Origin of the sequence: Kosakonia sp. HypNH10 (assembly GCF_029850615.1) — a bacterium.
Classification (GTDB): Bacteria; Pseudomonadota; Gammaproteobacteria; order Enterobacterales; family Enterobacteriaceae; genus Kosakonia; species Kosakonia cowanii.
Genome location: NZ_JAOTIU010000002.1, coordinates 137,764 through 155,089, shown reverse-complemented (window position 1 = coordinate 155,089; position 17,326 = coordinate 137,764). Strand labels below are relative to the sequence as shown.

Sequence of the window (17,326 nt, the reverse complement as noted above, 5' to 3'; positions counted from 1 at the left end):
CCTGTGGCGCGCGGTTAGCCAATATCCAGCATCATCGCCGCTGAAAAATGGCATAATGTCACTCTGTCACGTATTGAAATGAAAAGTAAAACAATAGTTCTTACGGACTGTCGTCACAGCAAACACGATACGCTATAACACCTGCCACCACGGATAACCCATTTCAGGCTATGAGCACCTTTAAACCATTAAAAACACTCACCTCGCGTCGCCAGATCCTGAAAGCAGGCCTGGCCGCATTAACCTTGTCAGGTATGTCTCGTGCTATCGCTAAGGATGAGACACCTCTTAAAACCAGCAACAGCCACAGCAAACCGAAAGCGAAAAAAGCGGGTGCAAAGCGCATCGTAATGCTTGATCCCGGTCACGGCGGGATTGATACCGGCGCGATTGGCCACAACGGCTCGAAAGAGAAGCATGTGGTGCTGGCGATTGCCAAAAACGTCCGCGCCCAGCTGCGCGCGCGCGGCATTGATGCGCGTTTAACGCGCACCAGCGATAAATTTATTCCCCTTTACGACCGCGTCGAGATTGCCCATCAGCACGGTGCGGATCTCTTTATGTCGATTCACGCCGATGGCTTTACCAACCCGAACGCCGCGGGCGCGTCGGTGTTTGCCCTCTCCAATCGCGGGGCGAGTAGCGCGATGGCGAAATACCTCTCCGATAAAGAGAACGCCGTGGATGAACTGGCGGGCAAAAAAGCGCGTGATAAAGATCATCTGCTCCAGCAGGTGCTGTTTGATTTGGTGCAGACGGACACCATCAAAAACAGCCTGACGCTCGGCTCGCATATCATCAAACAGATCAAGCCTGTGCACCGGTTGCACAGCCGCAACACCGAGCAGGCGGCGTTTGTGGTGCTAAAATCGCCTTCCATTCCCTCGGTGCTGGTTGAGACCTCGTTTATTACCAACCCGGCGGAAGAGAAGCTACTCGGCACCGCCGCGTTTCGCCAGAAGATCGCCACCGCCATCACCGACGGTGTCATGAGCTACTTTAGCTGGTTCGATAACCACAAAGCCCATACGAAGAGGCGCTGATGAGCACTCCTGATGTAGACCCGGTAAAAAACGCCCTGCTTGCCCTGCAGGATTCTATCTGCGCAAAACTGGCGGCAATCGACGGCGGTGGTTTTATTGAAGATGCCTGGCAGCGTGAAGCGGGCGGCGGCGGACGTAGCCGCGTGCTGCGCGACGGCAGCGTGTTTGAGCAGGCGGGGGTGAACTTCTCCCACGTTCATGGCGATGCGATGCCCGCCTCCGCTACCGCGCACCGCCCAGAGCTGGCGGGTCGCAGTTTCGAAGCGATGGGTGTCTCATTAGTGGTGCACCCGCGCAACCCCTATGTGCCGACCAGCCATGCCAACGTGCGCTTTTTTATCGCCCAGAAGCCGGATGCTGACCCGGTCTGGTGGTTCGGCGGCGGTTTCGATATGACGCCCTATTACGGCTTCGAAGAGGATGCCGTGCACTGGCACCGCACCGCGCGCGATCTCTGCCAGCCCTTCGGCGAAGAGGTCTACCCGCGCTATAAAAAGTGGTGCGATGACTACTTCTATCTGAAGCATCGCGACGAGCAGCGCGGCGTCGGCGGGCTCTTTTTCGACGATCTCAACACGCCGGATTTTGACCACTGTTTCGACTTTATGCGCGCGGTGGGCGAAGGGTATACCGACGCCTATCTGCCGATTGTCGAGCGGCGTAAAAACACGCCGTGGGGCGAGCGCGAGCGCGATTTTCAGCTCTACCGCCGTGGGCGCTACGTGGAGTTTAACCTGGTGTGGGATCGCGGGACGCTGTTCGGCCTGCAAACCGGTGGGCGCACCGAGTCGATTTTGATGTCGATGCCGCCGCTGGTGCGCTGGGAATACAATTACCAGCCCGCCGAAGGCAGCCCCGAAGCGGCGTTAAGCGAATTTATCAAAGTGAAAGAGTGGATCTAACCTCGTAGGCCGGATAAGGCGCAGCCGCCATCCGGCAATCAATGCCGCGAGACAATGCCGGATGGCGCGTAAACGCTTATCCGGCCTACACGGTTTCAGCGGCTTCGTTACCGTAGGCCGGATAAGGCGCAGCCGCCATCCGGCAATCGGTGCCGCGAGACAATGCCGGATGGCGCGTAAACGCTTATCCGGCCTACGCGGTTCCAGCAGCAACTGTTTTTCATTTGATGCCCAGCTTACAGCGAGGGGTTGTGTCCCCGCTGAAATCGGCGAGCCGAAGCGGGAATGACAAGGTCTGGACGCCATGGATGGCGGACAGAGGCGAACCGAGACAGGATGTCGAGTCGAGCCGGCCGCAGTCAGGCACGCGGGAGGTGAGTGCAGTGCGCAGCACCGATTTCCTCGCGGGGCCGCGGGGATTGACAAGGGGAGCGCGGCCGCTTCCCTTGTCCCGTTCACCGCACCGGTGAGAAAAATATTCCGCCGCACGCATGGTGAACGGAACCCTTCCACCAATGCCACATGCCAGGCCCATTGCCGGATGGCGCTAACGCTTATCCGGCCTACCAAACCCATCATGCTGAAGCTTATAACGGCGCGGTCTGCGCCTCGACCACCGCTAACGCCACCATATTGACGATCCGCCGCACGGAGGCGATTGGCGTCAATACATGCACCGGCTTCGCCACCCCCATCAACACCGGCCCGACGGTTACCCCTTCGGCGCTGGAAACACGCAGCAAGTTGTAACTGATTCGCGCGGCTTCGACGTTCGGCATAATCAGAATATTCGCCGTCCCCTTCAGCGGGCTGTCGGGCATTCGGTCCTGACGAATCGACTCATCCAGCGCCGCATCGCCGTGCATCTCGCCGTCAATCATCAACTCCGGTGCCCGCTCGCGCACCAGCGCTAAGGTCTCACGCATCTTCACCGCCGCTGGCGCGTTAGATGAGCCGTACTGGGAGTGCGAAAGCAGCGCCACGCGCGGTTCAATACCGAAACGGCGCACCGTCTCCGCCGCCAGCAGGGTGATCTCTGCTAACTGATCGGCGCTCGGATCTTCATTCACGTAGGTATCGGCGATAAAGGTGTTGCCGCTTGGCAGCAGCAGCGCATTCATCGCGCCTGCGGCATGCACGCTGTCGCGATAACCAAAGATGTCACGCACCACGCTGAAGTGCTCATGGTATTCACCAATGGTGCCGCAGATCATCGCATCCGCTTCACCGCGATGCACCATGATGGCACCAATCACGGTGGTATTAGCAATCACCGCGCGCTGCGCCTGCTCCTGCGTTACGCCACGGCGCTTCATAATGTTGAAGTACTCCGTCCAGTACTCTTTAAAGCGCGGGTCGGACTCGTTATTCACAATCTCAAAATCCGCACCGGCGCGGATTTGCAGCCCCAGCTTTTGAATGCGCATCTCAATTACGCTCGGGCGACCAATCAGGATCGGCTTCGCCAGCCCCAGCGTCACCAGCTCCTGAGTAGCATGCAGCACGCGCGGCTCCTCTCCTTCCGTCAGCACCACGCGCTTCGGCGCGCTGCGGGCCTGGGAGAAGATCGGCTTCATAAACAGGTTCGTTTTGTAGACAAACTCGGCGAGCTTATCGACATAGGCGTCGAAATCGCTAATCGGGCGCGTCGCCACGCCGGACTCCATCGCCGCTTTTGCCACCGCCGGGGCGATTTTGACAATCAAACGCGGATCGAAGGGTTTCGGGATCAGGTAATCAGGCCCAAAGCTGAGATCCTGATCGCCATAGGCCGAGGCCACCACTTCGCTCTGCTCGGCGTGCGCCAGCTCGGCGATCGCATGAACCGCCGCCAGCTTCATCTCTTCGTTGATCGCCGTTGCGCCAACATCCAGCGCGCCACGGAAGATAAAGGGGAAGCAGAGCACGTTGTTAACCTGGTTGGGGTAATCGGAGCGGCCGGTGCAGATGATCGCATCCGGGCGCACCGATTTTGCCAGATCCGGCAGGATCTCCGGCTCCGGGTTAGCCAGCGCGAGGATCAGCGGCTGGCGCGCCATCTCTTTCACCATCTCCGGGGTCAGCACTTTTGGCCCCGAGCAGCCGAGGAAGATATCCGCGCCCGCCACCACTTCTGCCAGCGTGCGTTTGCCGTTGTCCTCCACCGCATAGGCAGCTTTGGTCTCTGCCATGTTTGGCTCGCGGTCTTTGTAGATCACCCCTTTCGAGTCGCAGACCACAATATTGTGTTTCTGCATCCCCAGCGCCACCAGCAGGTTCATACAGGCGATGGCCGCTGCGCCGGCGCCGGAAACAACCATGCGCACGTCAGAGAGGTTCTTTTCCACTACCCGCAGGCCGTTGAGAATGGCGGCGGTGCTGATGATCGCCGTGCCGTGCTGGTCGTCATGGAACACTGGGATGTTCATGCGCTCGCGCAGTTTCGCCTCAATGTAGAAGCACTCCGGCGCTTTAATATCTTCCAGGTTAATCCCGCCGAAGGTCGGCTCCAGCGCGGCAACCACGTCGATCAGTTTGTCGGGATCCTGCTCGTCAACTTCGATATCGAACACATCAATACCGGCGAATTTCTTAAACAGAACGCCTTTGCCCTCCATCACCGGCTTACCGGCGAGCGCGCCGATATTGCCAAGGCCGAGCACGGCGGTGCCGTTGGAGATAACGGCCACCAGATTGCCGCGCGCGGTGTATTTATAGGCTGCCAGCGGGTCTTTCTCAATTTCCAGACAGGGAGCGGCAACACCGGGCGAGTACGCCAGCGCCAGGTCGCGCTGCGTCGCCAGCGGTTTGGTAGGGGAAACCTGAATCTTACCCGGGCGGGGGAACTCGTGAAAATCGAGGGCACTCTGTTTTAATTGGTCGTCCATTAGATGTTCCTTTCACGTTGCTTTCAGCGTCAAGAGTGTTAACGCGTGATGACACTCCAATGCACCGACCAGTATGGCCTTTGTCGGCGGCGTAAACTTTGAAGGTCGCCATACTCTGACCATCGCGTCAACAAAACCGTTACGTATATCTCCCATCTTTGTTACCTACCGCAAAACCCCGTAAAGGGCTGCGTCTGCTATGCTTTTTTGTTATGCAGCTCTCATCCTGACAACAGCGCGATGCGACGCGCGTAAATAACACATTGCTTTTTAAGGAGTTATCTTCATGAATTATTTAGACGGCCTGAAACAGTTCACCACCGTAGTGGCGGACAGCGGCGACATCGAATCCATTCGCCATTACCAGCCGGAAGATGCCACCACCAACCCCTCCCTGCTGCTGAAGGCCGCTGGGCTTGGGCACTTTTCCCATCTGGTCGACGACGCGCTGGAGTATGGCAAAGCGCGCGGCAAAACCCAGGAGCAGCAGGTCGCGGAAGCGAGCGACAAACTGGCGGTCAATATCGGTGCGGAAATTCTGAAAAGCATTCCGGGCCGCGTCTCCACCGAAGTCGATGCGCGTCTCTCCTACGACAAAGAGAAGAGCATTGCCAAAGCGCGCCGTATCGTTGAGCTTTACCAGGAGCAGGGGATCGATAAGTCACGCATTCTGATCAAACTCGCCTCCACGTGGGAAGGTATCCGCGCGGCGGAAGAGCTGCAAAAAGAGGGTATCGATTGTAACCTGACGCTGCTCTTCTCCTTTGCCCAGGCGCGTGCCTGTGCCGAAGCGGGCGTCTATCTGATTTCGCCGTTCGTCGGGCGCATCTACGACTGGTACAACGACCGTAAACCGATGGACCCGTACGTGGTGGATGAAGATCCGGGCGTCAAATCGGTGCGCAATATCTATGACTACTACAAACAGCACCGCTACGAGACCATCGTGATGGGCGCCAGCTTCCGCCGCGTCGAGCAGATCCTTGCCCTCGCCGGCTGTGACCGCCTCACCATTTCGCCTGCCCTGCTGCAAGAGTTGCAGGAGCATGAAGGCACCGTCGAGCGCAAACTGGTGCCGTCGTCCCAGACCTTCTCGCGCCAGGCGAAAATGACCGAAGCGGAGTTCCGCTGGGAACATAACCTTGACCCGATGGCGGTTGAGAAACTCTCTGACGGTATTCGCCAGTTCGCCGTCGACCAGCGCAAACTCGAAGATCTGCTTGCTGCCAAACTTTAACCTTTTGCCACGGAGTGAACTATGTCCCGTAAAGAGCTTGCTAACGCCATTCGCGCCCTGAGTATGGACGCGGTGCAAAAAGCCAATTCCGGCCACCCCGGTGCGCCAATGGGGATGGCGGATATCGCGGAAGTGCTGTGGAACGACTTTCTGCAACACAACCCGGCCGACCCGACCTGGTATAACCGCGACCGCTTTATTCTCTCCAACGGTCACGCTTCGATGCTGCTCTACAGCCTGCTGCACCTCAGCGGCTATGACCTGCCGATCGAAGAGCTGAAAAACTTCCGTCAGCTGCACTCTAAAACGCCGGGCCACCCGGAAATTGGCTACACGCCGGGCGTAGAAACCACCACCGGCCCGCTGGGCCAGGGGCTGGCGAACGCCGTCGGCCTGGCGATTGCCGAGCGCACGCTGGCGGCGCAGTTTAACCGTCCGGGCCATGACATTGTCGATCACTACACTTATGTCTTTATGGGCGATGGCTGTCTGATGGAGGGGATCTCCCACGAAGTCTGCTCGCTGGCGGGCACGCTGGGCTTAGGCAAACTGATTGGCTTCTACGATCACAACGGCATCTCCATTGATGGCGAAACCGAAGGCTGGTTTACCGATGACACCGCCAAACGCTTTGAAGCCTATAACTGGCATGTGATCAGCGAAGTGGATGGTCACTCTGCGGAAGCGGTGAAAAAGGCCATTGAAGAGGCGCAGCAGGTCAAAGATAAGCCGACGCTGATTATCTGCCGCACGGTGATTGGTTTTGGTTCACCGAACAAAGCGGGCAAAGAGGAATCCCACGGCGCGGCGCTCGGCGATGAAGAGGTGGCGCTGACCCGCAAACAGCTGGGCTGGAACTATGGCCCGTTCGAGATCCCGAAAGAGATCTATCAGGCGTGGGATGCCCACGATCGCGGCGCGAAAGCCCAGCAGTCATGGAATGAGAAACTGGCAGCGTGGGAGAAAGAGTTCCCGGATCTGGCGGCCGAATTCAAGCGCCGTATGAGCGGCGGACTGCCGGAGAACTGGGAGCAAATGACCTCCGAGTACATCAACAACCTGCAGGCCAACCCGGCGAAAATCGCCAGCCGTAAGGCGTCGCAAAACACCCTTAACAGCTATGGCCCGGTGCTGCCGGAACTGCTTGGCGGCTCGGCGGATCTGGCCCCGAGTAACCTTACCATCTGGTCAGGCTCCACCTCGATTAAAGAGGATGCCGCCGGGAACTATATTCACTACGGTGTGCGTGAGTTCGGCATGACGGCAATTGCTAACGGCATCGCCCACCACGGCGGTTTCGTGCCCTACACTGCAACCTTCCTGATGTTCGTTGAGTATGCCCGTAACGCGGCGCGTATGGCGGCGCTGATGAAAGCGCGGCAGATCATGGTCTACACCCATGACTCTATCGGCCTTGGCGAAGATGGCCCGACACACCAGGCGGTTGAGCAGATCGCCAGCCTGCGCCTGACGCCAAACTTCAGCACCTGGCGCCCCTGTGACCAGGTGGAAGCAGCGGTTGGCTGGAAACTGGCGATTGAGCGCCATAACGGCCCGACAGCGCTGATCCTCTCCCGTCAGAACCTGGCGCAGATGGAGCGAACTCCGGAGCAGGTGAAGGCGATCAGCAAAGGCGGTTATATCCTGAAAGATAGCGACGGCAAGCCGGAGCTGATCCTGATTGCTACCGGCTCTGAAATGGAGATCACCATGAAGGCCGCCGAGCAGCTAAGCAGCGAAGGCGTGAAGGTGCGTGTGGTATCGCTGCCTTCCACGGATATCTTTGATGCCCAGGATGAAGCATGGCGCGAATCGGTGCTGCCGTCAGACGTCAGCGCGCGCGTCGCGGTGGAAGCCGGGATTGCCGATTACTGGTACAAGTATGTTGGTCTGAAGGGCGCGATTGTCGGCATGACCGGCTATGGCGAGTCCGCTCCGGCGGAGAAACTCTTCCCTTACTTCGGCTTTACCGTCGAGAACATCGTGGCGAAAGCCAAAGCAGTACTTAAGAAGTAATCTTCAGGCGCGCCCGCTTCGGCAGGCGCGCTTTCTCTTATTTCACTACCTGCAACGCTTCGCTCTCTTGCGGCGTAACAATCTCTTCCTGCTTCTCATCCCACAGCGCTTTTTTCACCAGCACAAAGCCCGGATGCTGCGGATCGCGCTTCACCAGCGCAGCAGCGTTGTCATCTTCCTGCACGTTGCTGTTATAGGGGAAGGAGGGCACGGATTTAACCCATTGTCCCTGCTGGATATCGTAGACGTAGACCACGCTCCACGCGCTGGTCCACCACTGAGGGAAGATCACCACGCGGTCGCGACCGCTGTCGTCAAGGCCGGAGAGCGTCTCCACGGTGGCACCAATACACTGCGGCAGCGTGGCGGGTTTGATCGCCGGGTTGCTGCTCCACAGCGAGCAGTCGCAGTCGCCCTCTTCCGTACAGCTACCGCCGGAGTGCGGATCGCGGGCGCTGACCCACACGGTATCTTTAGTCGCGCCATCAAATTTGCCCCTGGTCAGCGCGCCCTGCACCGCCGATTCTTTCTGATTCAGCCGCGTGAGCAGATCCGTTTCACCGCTGATGCGCCAGCCTGCTGGCTGATGGAGGAAGGTTAACTGCGCGGGGTAATTTTTAACTTTGTCTGCTTCCAGCCCGGCCTGTTTGACAAAATCGACCTCGACATCGCCCGCGCTGGTTTCGTTAATATCAAGCGTGGAGATAATGCTCTGGCTATAACGCGGCGCGCGGGCAGCAAATTCCTGCTGCTTGTGCAAAACCGCGTCGCGGGAGAGGTTTTCACCAAACCAGTGTACCTGGTCGGCATAGAGATCGCTTGCATCGGCCTTGCCGTTGAGATGGCTGTTCCAGCGTTCGACCTGCGCGGCGATGGCCTTATTGTCGGCGGCGGTAAGTTCAGCTCTGGCAGGCAGAGCGGCGATAAGAGCCAGGCTTAAGGCAAGCCACGGCGTAAACAGAGGTTTCATTATTCCCTTCCCGGTTGCATTGTGCGGGCGGATTATAATGAGCGCGGGGCCGTTTCGTCACTCGCTTATCGCGTTACCCACAAAGTTGGCCATGAATCAGGGCCATGCCAGCTATCGCAGGTTGGCTCCTGGGCGTAACGCACAAGGCGGAAATTCTGCCCGTCGAAACGCCAGCGGCTGGCAACGCCGCAGTCTGCGAGGCCTCGCCCTTTCGCCAGCGTCGTCAGCTCGCGGCTCTTCTCATCAAACGAGGCATTCATCAGCTCCATCTCGCTATTGCCGTTATCCGGGGAGAACGGCAGGCGCAGGCGCACCAGGCGGGAGATAAACGGTTTTTGTCGCGAGACAAGCCAGGCGAGATCGACCACGTTGTAAGCGCCCGCTTCGCAATCAATCATCAGCAGCGCTTTGTCGTTGGTCAGGGCGTAGACCCGCACCTGGCGGCGCGCCGGGTCGAGGGAGCACTGGGTGTTGCTCATTCGCCAGTTGCCGTAATCAAGCAGATCGTTGAGTTGCTGGTGGGTTAAGGGCGCGGGGGCCGCAGTGGGGTGAACAACCTCTTTTAAGGCGGGCGCAGGCGGCACGCTCAGCGGCGGGCTGACCCCTTTTTTGATCCACGCCGTTTTACTGCCGACACGCTTTTGCTGCGCGTCAATAAACAGCAGCGCGGCTTTCAGCCCGGCGAGTGAAATACGCCCCTGCCCGCTCTGCAAGGTAATGGTCTGCCCCTCCTGGATAGTCTCCAGCAGCGCGGCAACGGTTTGCGGGTTGCTGGTCATCAGATGCCACGGCGCGATCTTCCACTCCGTATTGGCCATCTTCAGCGGTTGACCATCAAGCAGCAGTCGCCCGGCAATCGGCGGCGCTTTGCCCGCCGGAATACCGATGCCGCCGAGATCGATGCGCAGCGCAGCATCGGCACGCGCCCCGGCGCTGCGCTCAAGGCTCATCACCAGCCCGGCGTGTTCGCCAATATTGCGCGCTACGCAAAAATTCTGGTTATTACAGGTAACTTGCCAGTCGGAGAAGGTTTTCTGTGCGGGCGCGGCCCATAGAGCGGGTGCGGTGCAAAGACCGAAAAGGAGAGTGAGTACGCTGCGATAACGCATGAATGGTGCAACCCCGGAAGAATAGACGCAAAACTGGCGTATCTTTACTCCCGCGGTTGACCGGCTCAATCGGATTTATCGGATAGCTTCATGCGAAAGTTGGTAGGGGGTATAAAAAGCGCGTCACGCCATCAGTCCGGAAGTTTGCAGATACTGCAGTAAAATGACCGCCTTGCCGTCGCGGATCTCGCCGCTTGCTACCATTGCCAGCGCCTGTTCAAAGGGCAGTTCCAGCACTTCGATATCTTCATCTTCTACACCACCGCCGTCGTTGGCGCGCTGGGCATCGCTATATTCGGCGACAAAAAAGTGTACGATTTCGGTTACGCCGCCTGGCGACATATAGAGTTCGAACACTTTACGCACCTCACCCACCTGATAGCCGGTCTCTTCAACCGCCTCCTTGCGGATGCACACTTCCGGCTCGTCGTCGTCCAGCAGACCGGCGCAAGCTTCAATCAGCATGCCGCTCTCGTTGCCATTCACCCAACTGGCGATGCGGAACTGGCGGATAAGCACCACGCTCTGTTTTTCGCGGTTATAAAGCAGAATCGTCGCGCCGTTGCCGCGGTCATACACTTCACGTTTATGGCGGATGACCTCGCCGTTCTGACGCGTCAAATCGTAGGTGATATTGCGCAGGACAAAGTAGTTTTCGGAGAGGATTTTATCTTTAATCACAGCGATTTTTAGCGACATAGCAGGCTCCAGAAGAGAAACAGAATGGCGCTATAGTACGCGTCCGGGCCTGCTTTGTCGCCGTGGGTTACTGTTTCTCCGGCGGGTTAATCCCGAGCCACGCCATCATCCCCTGCGCCGCATGACGCCCCTCCGCCATTGCCGTAACCACCAGATCGGCACCGCGCACCGCATCACCGCCGGCAAAAATCTGCGGATGCGAGGTCTGATAACGGTATGGGGTGTTGACGCTTGCCGCAATGCGCCCCCACTCATCCACCTGCACCCCAAGGCGCGACAACCACGGCATCGAATGGGGGTTGAAGCCAAAGGCCATGATCACCGCATCGGCGGGCATAATAAACTCGCTGCCCGCTATCGCTACCGGACGACGGCGGCCTTTCGCGTCCGGCTCGCCGAGCTGCGTGCGCTGTAAGCGTATGCCGCTCACCTTGCCCTCTTCATCCACTTCAATGTTGACTGGCTGGACGTTGAACTCAAAGTTCGCCCCCTCGTCGCGGGCGTTTTTCACCTCTTTTTTGGAGCCGGGCATATTGGCTTCATCCCGGCGGTAAGCACAGGTGACCTTTGCCGCGCCGTGACGCAGCGCGGTGCGCACACAGTCCATCGCCGTATCGCCACCGCCCAGCACCACTACGTTAAGCCCGGAGGTGTCGACAAACGGTTCATCCGCCGTGGTCTCAAGCCCCATCAGCTGTTTGGTGTTGGCAATCAGAAACGGTAACGCGTCATAGACGCCTGGCGCCTCTTCATGGGGCAGGTTGGCTTTCATCGAGCGGTAAGTGCCGACGCCGACGAACACCGCGTCGAACTCTTCCAGCAACTGCTCCATGGGGCGATCTTTGCCGATTTCACAATTAAGCTCGAAACGGATGCCCATCGCGCTGAAGATTTCGCGCCGCCGCACCAGCAGGGATTTGTCGAGCTTAAAGGCCGGAATGCCGAAAGTGAGCAGGCCGCCGATTTCCGGATGACGATCGAAGACGGTGGCGCTGACGCCGTGGCGTGCCAGCACGTCGGCGCACGCCAGCCCCGCAGGCCCTGCGCCAATAATCGCCACGCGTTTATCAACGGGCTTCACTTGCCGCAGGTCGGGCCGCCAGCCCTGCGCCAGCGCCTGATCGGAGATGTAGCGCTCGATATTACCGATGGTGACCGCGCCGGAGGCATCGCGCAGGGTACACGACCCTTCGCAGAGGCGATCCTGCGGGCAGACGCGGCCGGTGATCTCCGGCAGGCAGTTGGTCTGGTGCGACAGCTCCACCGCCGCGGCGATATCACCCGCTTTTACGCGATCAATCCACTGGGGAATATGGTTGTGCAGCGGGCAGCGCCATTCGCAGATGCTGTGCTCGCCGCAGGTTAAGCAGCGCCGCGCCTCCTGCTGCGCCTGCGCGGGTCGAAACGGCAGGTAGATCTCATCAAAGCCGCTTTTCCGCGCCGCGATCGCCAGCTTATCCGGCTCGCCGCGCGCGGCAGTACTGCGCAGCTGGCGCATTTTGCTGTCGTTCTGCGCCGGAAGATCGTGCCACGGCAGCGCCTGCTGGCTGGCGGTGCGCAATCGCCGTGCTTTCGCCATATTTGCCAGCGCTTCAGCGTTAACTAAGGTGAGCGCATCCGCCGGGCAGTTCTCCACGCAGGCCGGGCCTGCTGCGCGCTGCGCGCAGAGATCGCATTTATGAGCGGTGGCTTTCACCTGCCCTTTTACGGCCGTGACCAGCACCTGCATCGTGCCGAACGGGCAGGCGACAACGCAGGATTTGCAGCCGATGCATTTCTGCTGATTAACCTGCACCGCATCATCGACGCGGGTGATGGCACCGTTTGGGCAACTGCGCGCGCAGGGAGCCGCTTCGCAGTGGTGACAGGTCACCGCGCTGTTCTGCTGGGGGTATTTGACGACGGTAATACGTGGGTAGAACGCATCAGGGGTAAGGGGATGTTGCTCGTCGTTGTGCGCCATTACGCAGGCCACTTCGCAGGCATGACATCCAATACAGTGTTGGCTATTCGCCATAATAAAACGGTTCATGGCACCCTTCTTGATTGGCTGGATAAACCTTATCTTTTATATGACTACTCTATTTACCGGGGTGCCTGCGGCCAGGCAATGTCCATTTGCCCAGAAAGGTTATCTATTTGTCACGAACATGTAGCAGATCAATTTATCTCAGCTTTTTAGAAAAATAGTAGCCCTGCGCATTTGCGCCGGATGGTCTACAGTCCCTGTAACCGTTTCTCCGCAGACGGGGTTGGCGGCGAAAGCTGAGTGAAGGTAAAGAATTGACGCTGAGAGCGGGTCCGCGCAGAAGAAAATTTGGCTTAAATGCCGATCTGCCTCGTGATGCCTCAATCGGGCATGATAATTTACACTTTCTCCTTTATTTCTCCACGATTGGTGTCGCTATTACCGCTACATTGAGGCGGTTATTCTCACCCTAATCATGCGCAGCAATATGAGGTCCAGTTTCTGATGGCGAACTTTTTTATCGATCGCCCCATTTTCGCGTGGGTGCTGGCGATCCTGATCTGTCTGACCGGGGCGCTCGCCATTAGCTCATTGCCCGTTGAGCAATACCCCGATTTAGCCCCGCCAAATGTGCGCATCACCGCCAACTACCCCGGTGCGTCGGCGCAGACGCTGGAAAACACCGTTACGCAGGTGATTGAGCAGAATATGACCGGGCTCGATAATCTGATGTATATGTCCTCGCAAAGCAGCGCCACCGGCCAGGCGTCGATCACCCTGAACTTCCGCGCCGGTACCGACCCCGATGAAGCGGTGCAGCAGGTGCAAAACCAGTTGCAGTCCGCGATGCGCAAGCTGCCGCAAACCGTGCAGAACCAGGGGGTGACGGTGCGCAAGACCGGCGATACCAACATCCTCACCATCGCGTTTGTCTCCACCGATGGGTCGATGGATAAGCAGGATATTGCCGACTATGTGGCGAGTAACATTCAGGATCCGTTAAGCCGCGTCAACGGCGTCGGTGATATCGACGCCTACGGCTCGCAGTACGCCATGCGCATCTGGCTCGACCCGTCGAAGCTCACCAGTTATCAACTCACCACCGGCGATGTCACCCGCGCTATCGCCTCGCAGAATGCGCAGATTGCCGTCGGGCAACTGGGCGGCACACCCTCCGTTGACCGCCAGGCGCTGAATGCCACCATCAATGCGCAGTCGCTGTTACAGACGCCGGAGCAGTTCCGCGCTATTACCTTGCGCGTCAATCCTGACGGTTCAGAAGTGCGTCTCGGCGACGTGGCAACCGTTGAACTGGGCGCGGAGAAGTATGACTATCTCAGCCGTTATAACGGCAAAGCCGCCTCCGGGCTGGGGGTAAAACTGGCCTCCGGGGCGAATGAGATGGAGACGGCAGAGCTGGCACTACAGAGGCTCGATGAGCTGTCGCACTACTTCCCTCACGGCCTTGAATACAAAGTCGCCTATGAAACCGCCTCGTTTGTTAAAGCCTCAATCATCGATGTGGTGAAGACGCTGCTCGAAGCGATTGTGCTGGTGTTTGTGGTGATGTACCTCTTTTTGCAGAACTTCCGCGCAACGCTGATCCCGACTATTGCCGTGCCGGTGGTGCTGCTCGGCACCTTCGGCGTGCTCTACTCTTTTGGCTACAGCATCAACACCCTGACGATGTTTGCGATGGTGCTCGCTATCGGCCTGCTGGTGGATGATGCGATTGTGGTGGTGGAGAACGTCGAGCGCATTATGAGCGAAGAGGGTCTTTCGCCGCGCGAGGCGACGCGCAAGTCGATGGGGCAGATTCAGGGCGCGCTGGTCGGCATTGCGATGGTGCTCTCCGCCGTGTTTGTGCCGATGGCCTTCTTCGGCGGCACCACCGGGGCCATCTATCGCCAGTTCTCAATTACCATTGTTTCGGCGATGGTGCTCTCGGTGCTGGTGGCGATGATCCTGACACCTGCGCTCTGCGCCACGCTGCTTAAACCGCTGCACAAAGGCGAGCAGCACGGGCAGAAAGGTTTCTTCGGTGCCTTTAACCGGGTGTTTAACCGCAATGCCGACCGCTATCAAAATGCGGTGGGTAAAATCCTGCACCACGCTCTGCGCTGGATTTTGCTCTATCTGCTGCTGATTGGCGTGATGGTGCTGCTGTTTATGCGCCTGCCGACCTCGTTTCTGCCGCTGGAGGATCGCGGCATGTTTACCACTTCTATTCAGTTGCCAAGCGGCTCAACGCAGCAGCAGACACTGAAGGTGGTGCAAAAGGTCGAGCACTACTTCTTCACCCATGAGAAAGAGAATGTGCAGTCGGTGTTCGCCACCGTCGGCTCCGGCCCGGGCGGCAACGGGCAAAACGTCGCCCGGCTGTTTATTCGCCTGAAGGATTGGGAGTCGCGTGATCCCACGGATGGCAGCGCCTTTGCCATTATCGAGCGCGCCACCAAAGCCTTTAGCCGCATTAAAGAGGCGCGCGTATTCGCCGGTAGCCCGCCGGCGATCAGCGGCATGGGCAGTTCCGCCGGGTTTGATATGGAGTTGCAGGATCACGCCGGTGCCGGTCACGACGCATTGATGGCGGCGCGCGACCAGCTGATCCAGCTCGCTTCGCAGGATCCGGCCCTCACCCGCGTGCGCCACAATGGTCTGGATGACAGCGCGCAGTTGCAGATTGATATCGATCAGCGCAAAGCGCAGGCGCTGGGCGTCTCGATTGATGATATCAACGACACGCTGAAGACCGCCTGGGGCTCCAGCTACGTTAACGACTTTATGGATCGCGGCCGCGTGAAGAAGGTCTATGTGCAGTCGGCGGCGAAATTCCGCATGCTGCCGGATGACATTAACCGCTGGTATGTCCGCAATAGCAGCGGCGGGATGGTGCCCTTCTCCGCCTTTGCCACCTCGCACTGGCAAACCGGCTCGCCGCGTCTCGAGCGTTACAACGGTTATGCGGCGGTAGAGATTGTCGGCGAAGCCGCGCCGGGCGTCAGTACCGGTACGGCGATGGATGTGATGGAGAAATTAGTGCGCCAGCTGCCGACCGGCTTTGGTCTTGAGTGGACGGCGATGTCCTATCAGGAGCGGCTCTCCGGCGCGCAGGCGCCTGCGCTTTACGCCGTCTCGCTGCTGGTGGTCTTCCTCTGCCTGGCCGCGCTGTATGAGAGCTGGTCGGTGCCCTTCTCGGTGATGCTGGTTGTGCCGCTGGGGGTGATTGGCGCGCTGGTGGCGACCTGGATGCGCGGGCTGGAGAATGACGTCTACTTCCAGGTGGGGCTGCTGACGGTGATTGGTCTGTCAGCGAAGAATGCGATTTTGATTGTTGAGTTTGCCAACGAGATGAATGCCCGCGGCGAAGATCTGCTCGCCTCGACGCTGCACGCCTGCCGCCAGCGTCTGCGGCCCATCCTGATGACCTCGCTGGCGTTTGTTTTTGGCGTGCTGCCGATGGCGACCAGCACCGGTGCAGGCTCAAGCAGCCAGCACGCGGTCGGCACCGGGGTAATGGGCGGGATGATTTCCGCCACGGTGCTGGCGATCTTCTTTGTCCCGCTCTTCTTTGTGCTGGTGCGCCGCCGCTTCCCGCTTAAGGCGAAACCGCGCTAATCGCGGGCAACAAAAAAGGCGACTGGATTCAGGTCGCCTTTTTTACGTGGATATTATTATTAAGCCGTCACTGCTCAATCATTCGTCTGAAAATTATTTACGAAGCATGCCTTCGATAAAATCTTTCCAGTTCCCCATTTCGTGTTCAATCATAACTACCTCTCTTATTATTACGGCCATTCTACTCAATGCCCGGATGCGCTGTGAAGCTATTTAAACCAATCGAATTAATCGCTCTTTACCGGGCATTTCTCTTTGGCTTGGGCTTACTATGCGCCGCTCTGCGGCCTCATACTGTGATTAACGGCAATATTTCCCAAAAACTTGAGGGCTAAATGAAATGGCGATCACATTGTCAGATAAATCTTTAGTTTTGTTATTACGCGATGAACTAGCGGTGACCAAAAGTTATTTAACTAAAATCATCCAACTCACCATTAAGTGAATTATTATTACCACGCGAATGATATTCGAATTAGATTCCGTTATTCTAATTTTCTGTTCGAATAAGGTAAAAAAGAGACAAAAGGATTCAACATGATCACCATGTACGGCATCAAAAATTGCGACACCATCAAGAAAGCCCGCCGCTGGCTGGAGGCTGAGCAGGTCGAGTACCGCTTTCATGATTACCGCGTCGACGGGATTGATGCAGATCTGCTGCGCCCCGCAGTCGCAGAGCTTGGCTGGGAAGCGCTGCTCAATACGCGCGGAACCACCTGGCGCAAGCTGGATGAAGCGCAGCGCGCGGCTGTCGTTGACGCCGAGAGCGCCATTGCCTTAATGGTTGAAATGCCTGCAATGATCAAACGACCATTGCTCTGCGCGCCCGGTAAGCCTATGCTGCTGGGTTTCAATGAATCCAGTTATGGGAAGTTTATTCACGAGGTGTAGTT

12 protein-coding genes are annotated in these 17,326 nt (G+C 58.1%); 6 read left to right on the top strand and 6 right to left on the bottom strand.

Annotated features, from left to right (window positions below):
- Positions 1-170 precede the first annotated feature (170 nt).
- Together amiA and hemF are read left to right on the top strand one after the other, a co-directional pair.
- Entirely contained in the window at positions 171-1,043 is an 873-nt protein-coding gene (amiA, locus tag N7V53_RS06915; RefSeq protein ID WP_034812345.1) for an N-acetylmuramoyl-L-alanine amidase AmiA, read from the top strand.
- Positions 1,043-1,945 carry an oxygen-dependent coproporphyrinogen oxidase gene (gene hemF, locus N7V53_RS06910; RefSeq protein WP_279792857.1) on the top strand — a complete coding sequence of 301 codons (903 nt, stop codon included), beginning with the start codon at positions 1,043-1,045 and terminating at the stop codon, positions 1,943-1,945. Before amiA ends, hemF begins: the two co-directional genes overlap by 1 nt.
- Positions 1,946-2,532: 587 nt before the next feature.
- Here the strand turns inward: hemF and maeB are convergent.
- The gene (gene maeB / locus N7V53_RS06905; RefSeq protein WP_023481217.1) at positions 2,533-4,812 is read right to left on the bottom strand and encodes an NADP-dependent oxaloacetate-decarboxylating malate dehydrogenase; all 2,280 of its coding nucleotides are present in this window, start codon (positions 4,810-4,812) and stop codon (positions 2,533-2,535) included.
- A 286-nt stretch (positions 4,813-5,098) separates the two neighbouring features.
- Here maeB and tal point away from each other — a divergent pair, with 286 nt between their 5' ends.
- Both tal and tkt read left to right on the top strand, forming a co-directional pair.
- Entirely contained in the window at positions 5,099-6,049 is a 951-nt protein-coding gene (tal, locus tag N7V53_RS06900; protein ID WP_023481168.1) for a transaldolase, read from the top strand.
- Between the two features lie 21 nt (positions 6,050-6,070).
- Positions 6,071-8,065 carry a transketolase gene (tkt, locus tag N7V53_RS06895; RefSeq protein WP_279792855.1) on the top strand — a complete coding sequence of 665 codons (1,995 nt, stop codon included), beginning with the start codon at positions 6,071-6,073 and terminating at the stop codon, positions 8,063-8,065.
- A 37-nt stretch (positions 8,066-8,102) separates the two neighbouring features.
- Here tkt and N7V53_RS06890 read toward each other — a convergent pair whose 3' ends face one another.
- From N7V53_RS06890 to aegA, 4 genes are all read right to left on the bottom strand, one after another.
- Positions 8,103-9,035 carry a hypothetical protein gene (locus N7V53_RS06890; RefSeq protein WP_279792853.1) on the bottom strand — a complete coding sequence of 311 codons (933 nt, stop codon included), beginning with the start codon at positions 9,033-9,035 and terminating at the stop codon, positions 8,103-8,105.
- Positions 9,036-9,100: 65 nt separating this feature from the next.
- On the bottom strand, positions 9,101-10,144 hold the full coding sequence (locus N7V53_RS06885) for a DUF1176 domain-containing protein (RefSeq protein ID WP_279792851.1): 1,044 nt from the start codon (positions 10,142-10,144) through the stop codon (positions 9,101-9,103).
- 123 nt (positions 10,145-10,267) lie between these two features.
- On the bottom strand, positions 10,268-10,843 hold the full coding sequence (gene nudK / locus N7V53_RS06880; protein WP_054804578.1) for a GDP-mannose pyrophosphatase NudK: 576 nt from the start codon (positions 10,841-10,843) through the stop codon (positions 10,268-10,270).
- 67 nt (positions 10,844-10,910) lie between these two features.
- Positions 10,911-12,875 carry a formate-dependent uric acid utilization protein AegA gene (gene aegA / locus N7V53_RS06875; RefSeq protein WP_279792849.1) on the bottom strand — a complete coding sequence of 655 codons (1,965 nt, stop codon included), beginning with the start codon at positions 12,873-12,875 and terminating at the stop codon, positions 10,911-10,913.
- Positions 12,876-13,316: 441 nt separating this feature from the next.
- On the opposite strand from aegA, the gene acrD reads away from it, so the two are divergent.
- Positions 13,317-16,430, top strand: a complete 3,114-nt coding sequence (gene acrD / locus N7V53_RS06870) for a multidrug efflux RND transporter permease AcrD (protein ID WP_279792848.1) — start codon at positions 13,317-13,319, stop codon at positions 16,428-16,430.
- Positions 16,431-16,523: 93 nt separating this feature from the next.
- Here the strand turns inward: acrD and ypfM are convergent, their stop codons facing one another.
- Positions 16,524-16,583: a protein YpfM gene (gene ypfM / locus N7V53_RS06865; protein WP_124971302.1), complete on the bottom strand. Its 60-nt coding sequence runs from the start codon at positions 16,581-16,583 to the stop codon at positions 16,524-16,526.
- Between the two features lie 384 nt (positions 16,584-16,967).
- Here ypfM and N7V53_RS06860 point away from each other — a divergent pair, with 384 nt between their 5' ends.
- Positions 16,968-17,324 carry an ArsC family reductase gene (locus N7V53_RS06860; protein WP_023481242.1) on the top strand — a complete coding sequence of 119 codons (357 nt, stop codon included), beginning with the start codon at positions 16,968-16,970 and terminating at the stop codon, positions 17,322-17,324.
- Positions 17,325-17,326 lie beyond the last annotated feature (2 nt).

Coding starts and splice junctions, on each gene's coding strand:
- maeB (WP_023481217.1), bottom strand. CDS start 4,812: ATGGACGACCAATTAAAACAGAGTGCCCTCGATTTTCACGAGTTCCCC.
- N7V53_RS06885 (WP_279792851.1), bottom strand. CDS start 10,144: ATGCGTTATCGCAGCGTACTCACTCTCCTTTTCGGTCTTTGCACCGCA.
- tal (WP_023481168.1), top strand. CDS start 5,099: ATGAATTATTTAGACGGCCTGAAACAGTTCACCACCGTAGTGGCGGAC.
- N7V53_RS06860 (WP_023481242.1), top strand. CDS start 16,968: ATGATCACCATGTACGGCATCAAAAATTGCGACACCATCAAGAAAGCC.
- nudK (WP_054804578.1), bottom strand. CDS start 10,843: ATGTCGCTAAAAATCGCTGTGATTAAAGATAAAATCCTCTCCGAAAAC.
- aegA (WP_279792849.1), bottom strand. CDS start 12,875: ATGAACCGTTTTATTATGGCGAATAGCCAACACTGTATTGGATGTCAT.
- N7V53_RS06890 (WP_279792853.1), bottom strand. CDS start 9,035: ATGAAACCTCTGTTTACGCCGTGGCTTGCCTTAAGCCTGGCTCTTATC.
- acrD (WP_279792848.1), top strand. CDS start 13,317: ATGGCGAACTTTTTTATCGATCGCCCCATTTTCGCGTGGGTGCTGGCG.
- tkt (WP_279792855.1), top strand. CDS start 6,071: ATGTCCCGTAAAGAGCTTGCTAACGCCATTCGCGCCCTGAGTATGGAC.
- hemF (WP_279792857.1), top strand. CDS start 1,043: ATGAGCACTCCTGATGTAGACCCGGTAAAAAACGCCCTGCTTGCCCTG.
- amiA (WP_034812345.1), top strand. CDS start 171: ATGAGCACCTTTAAACCATTAAAAACACTCACCTCGCGTCGCCAGATC.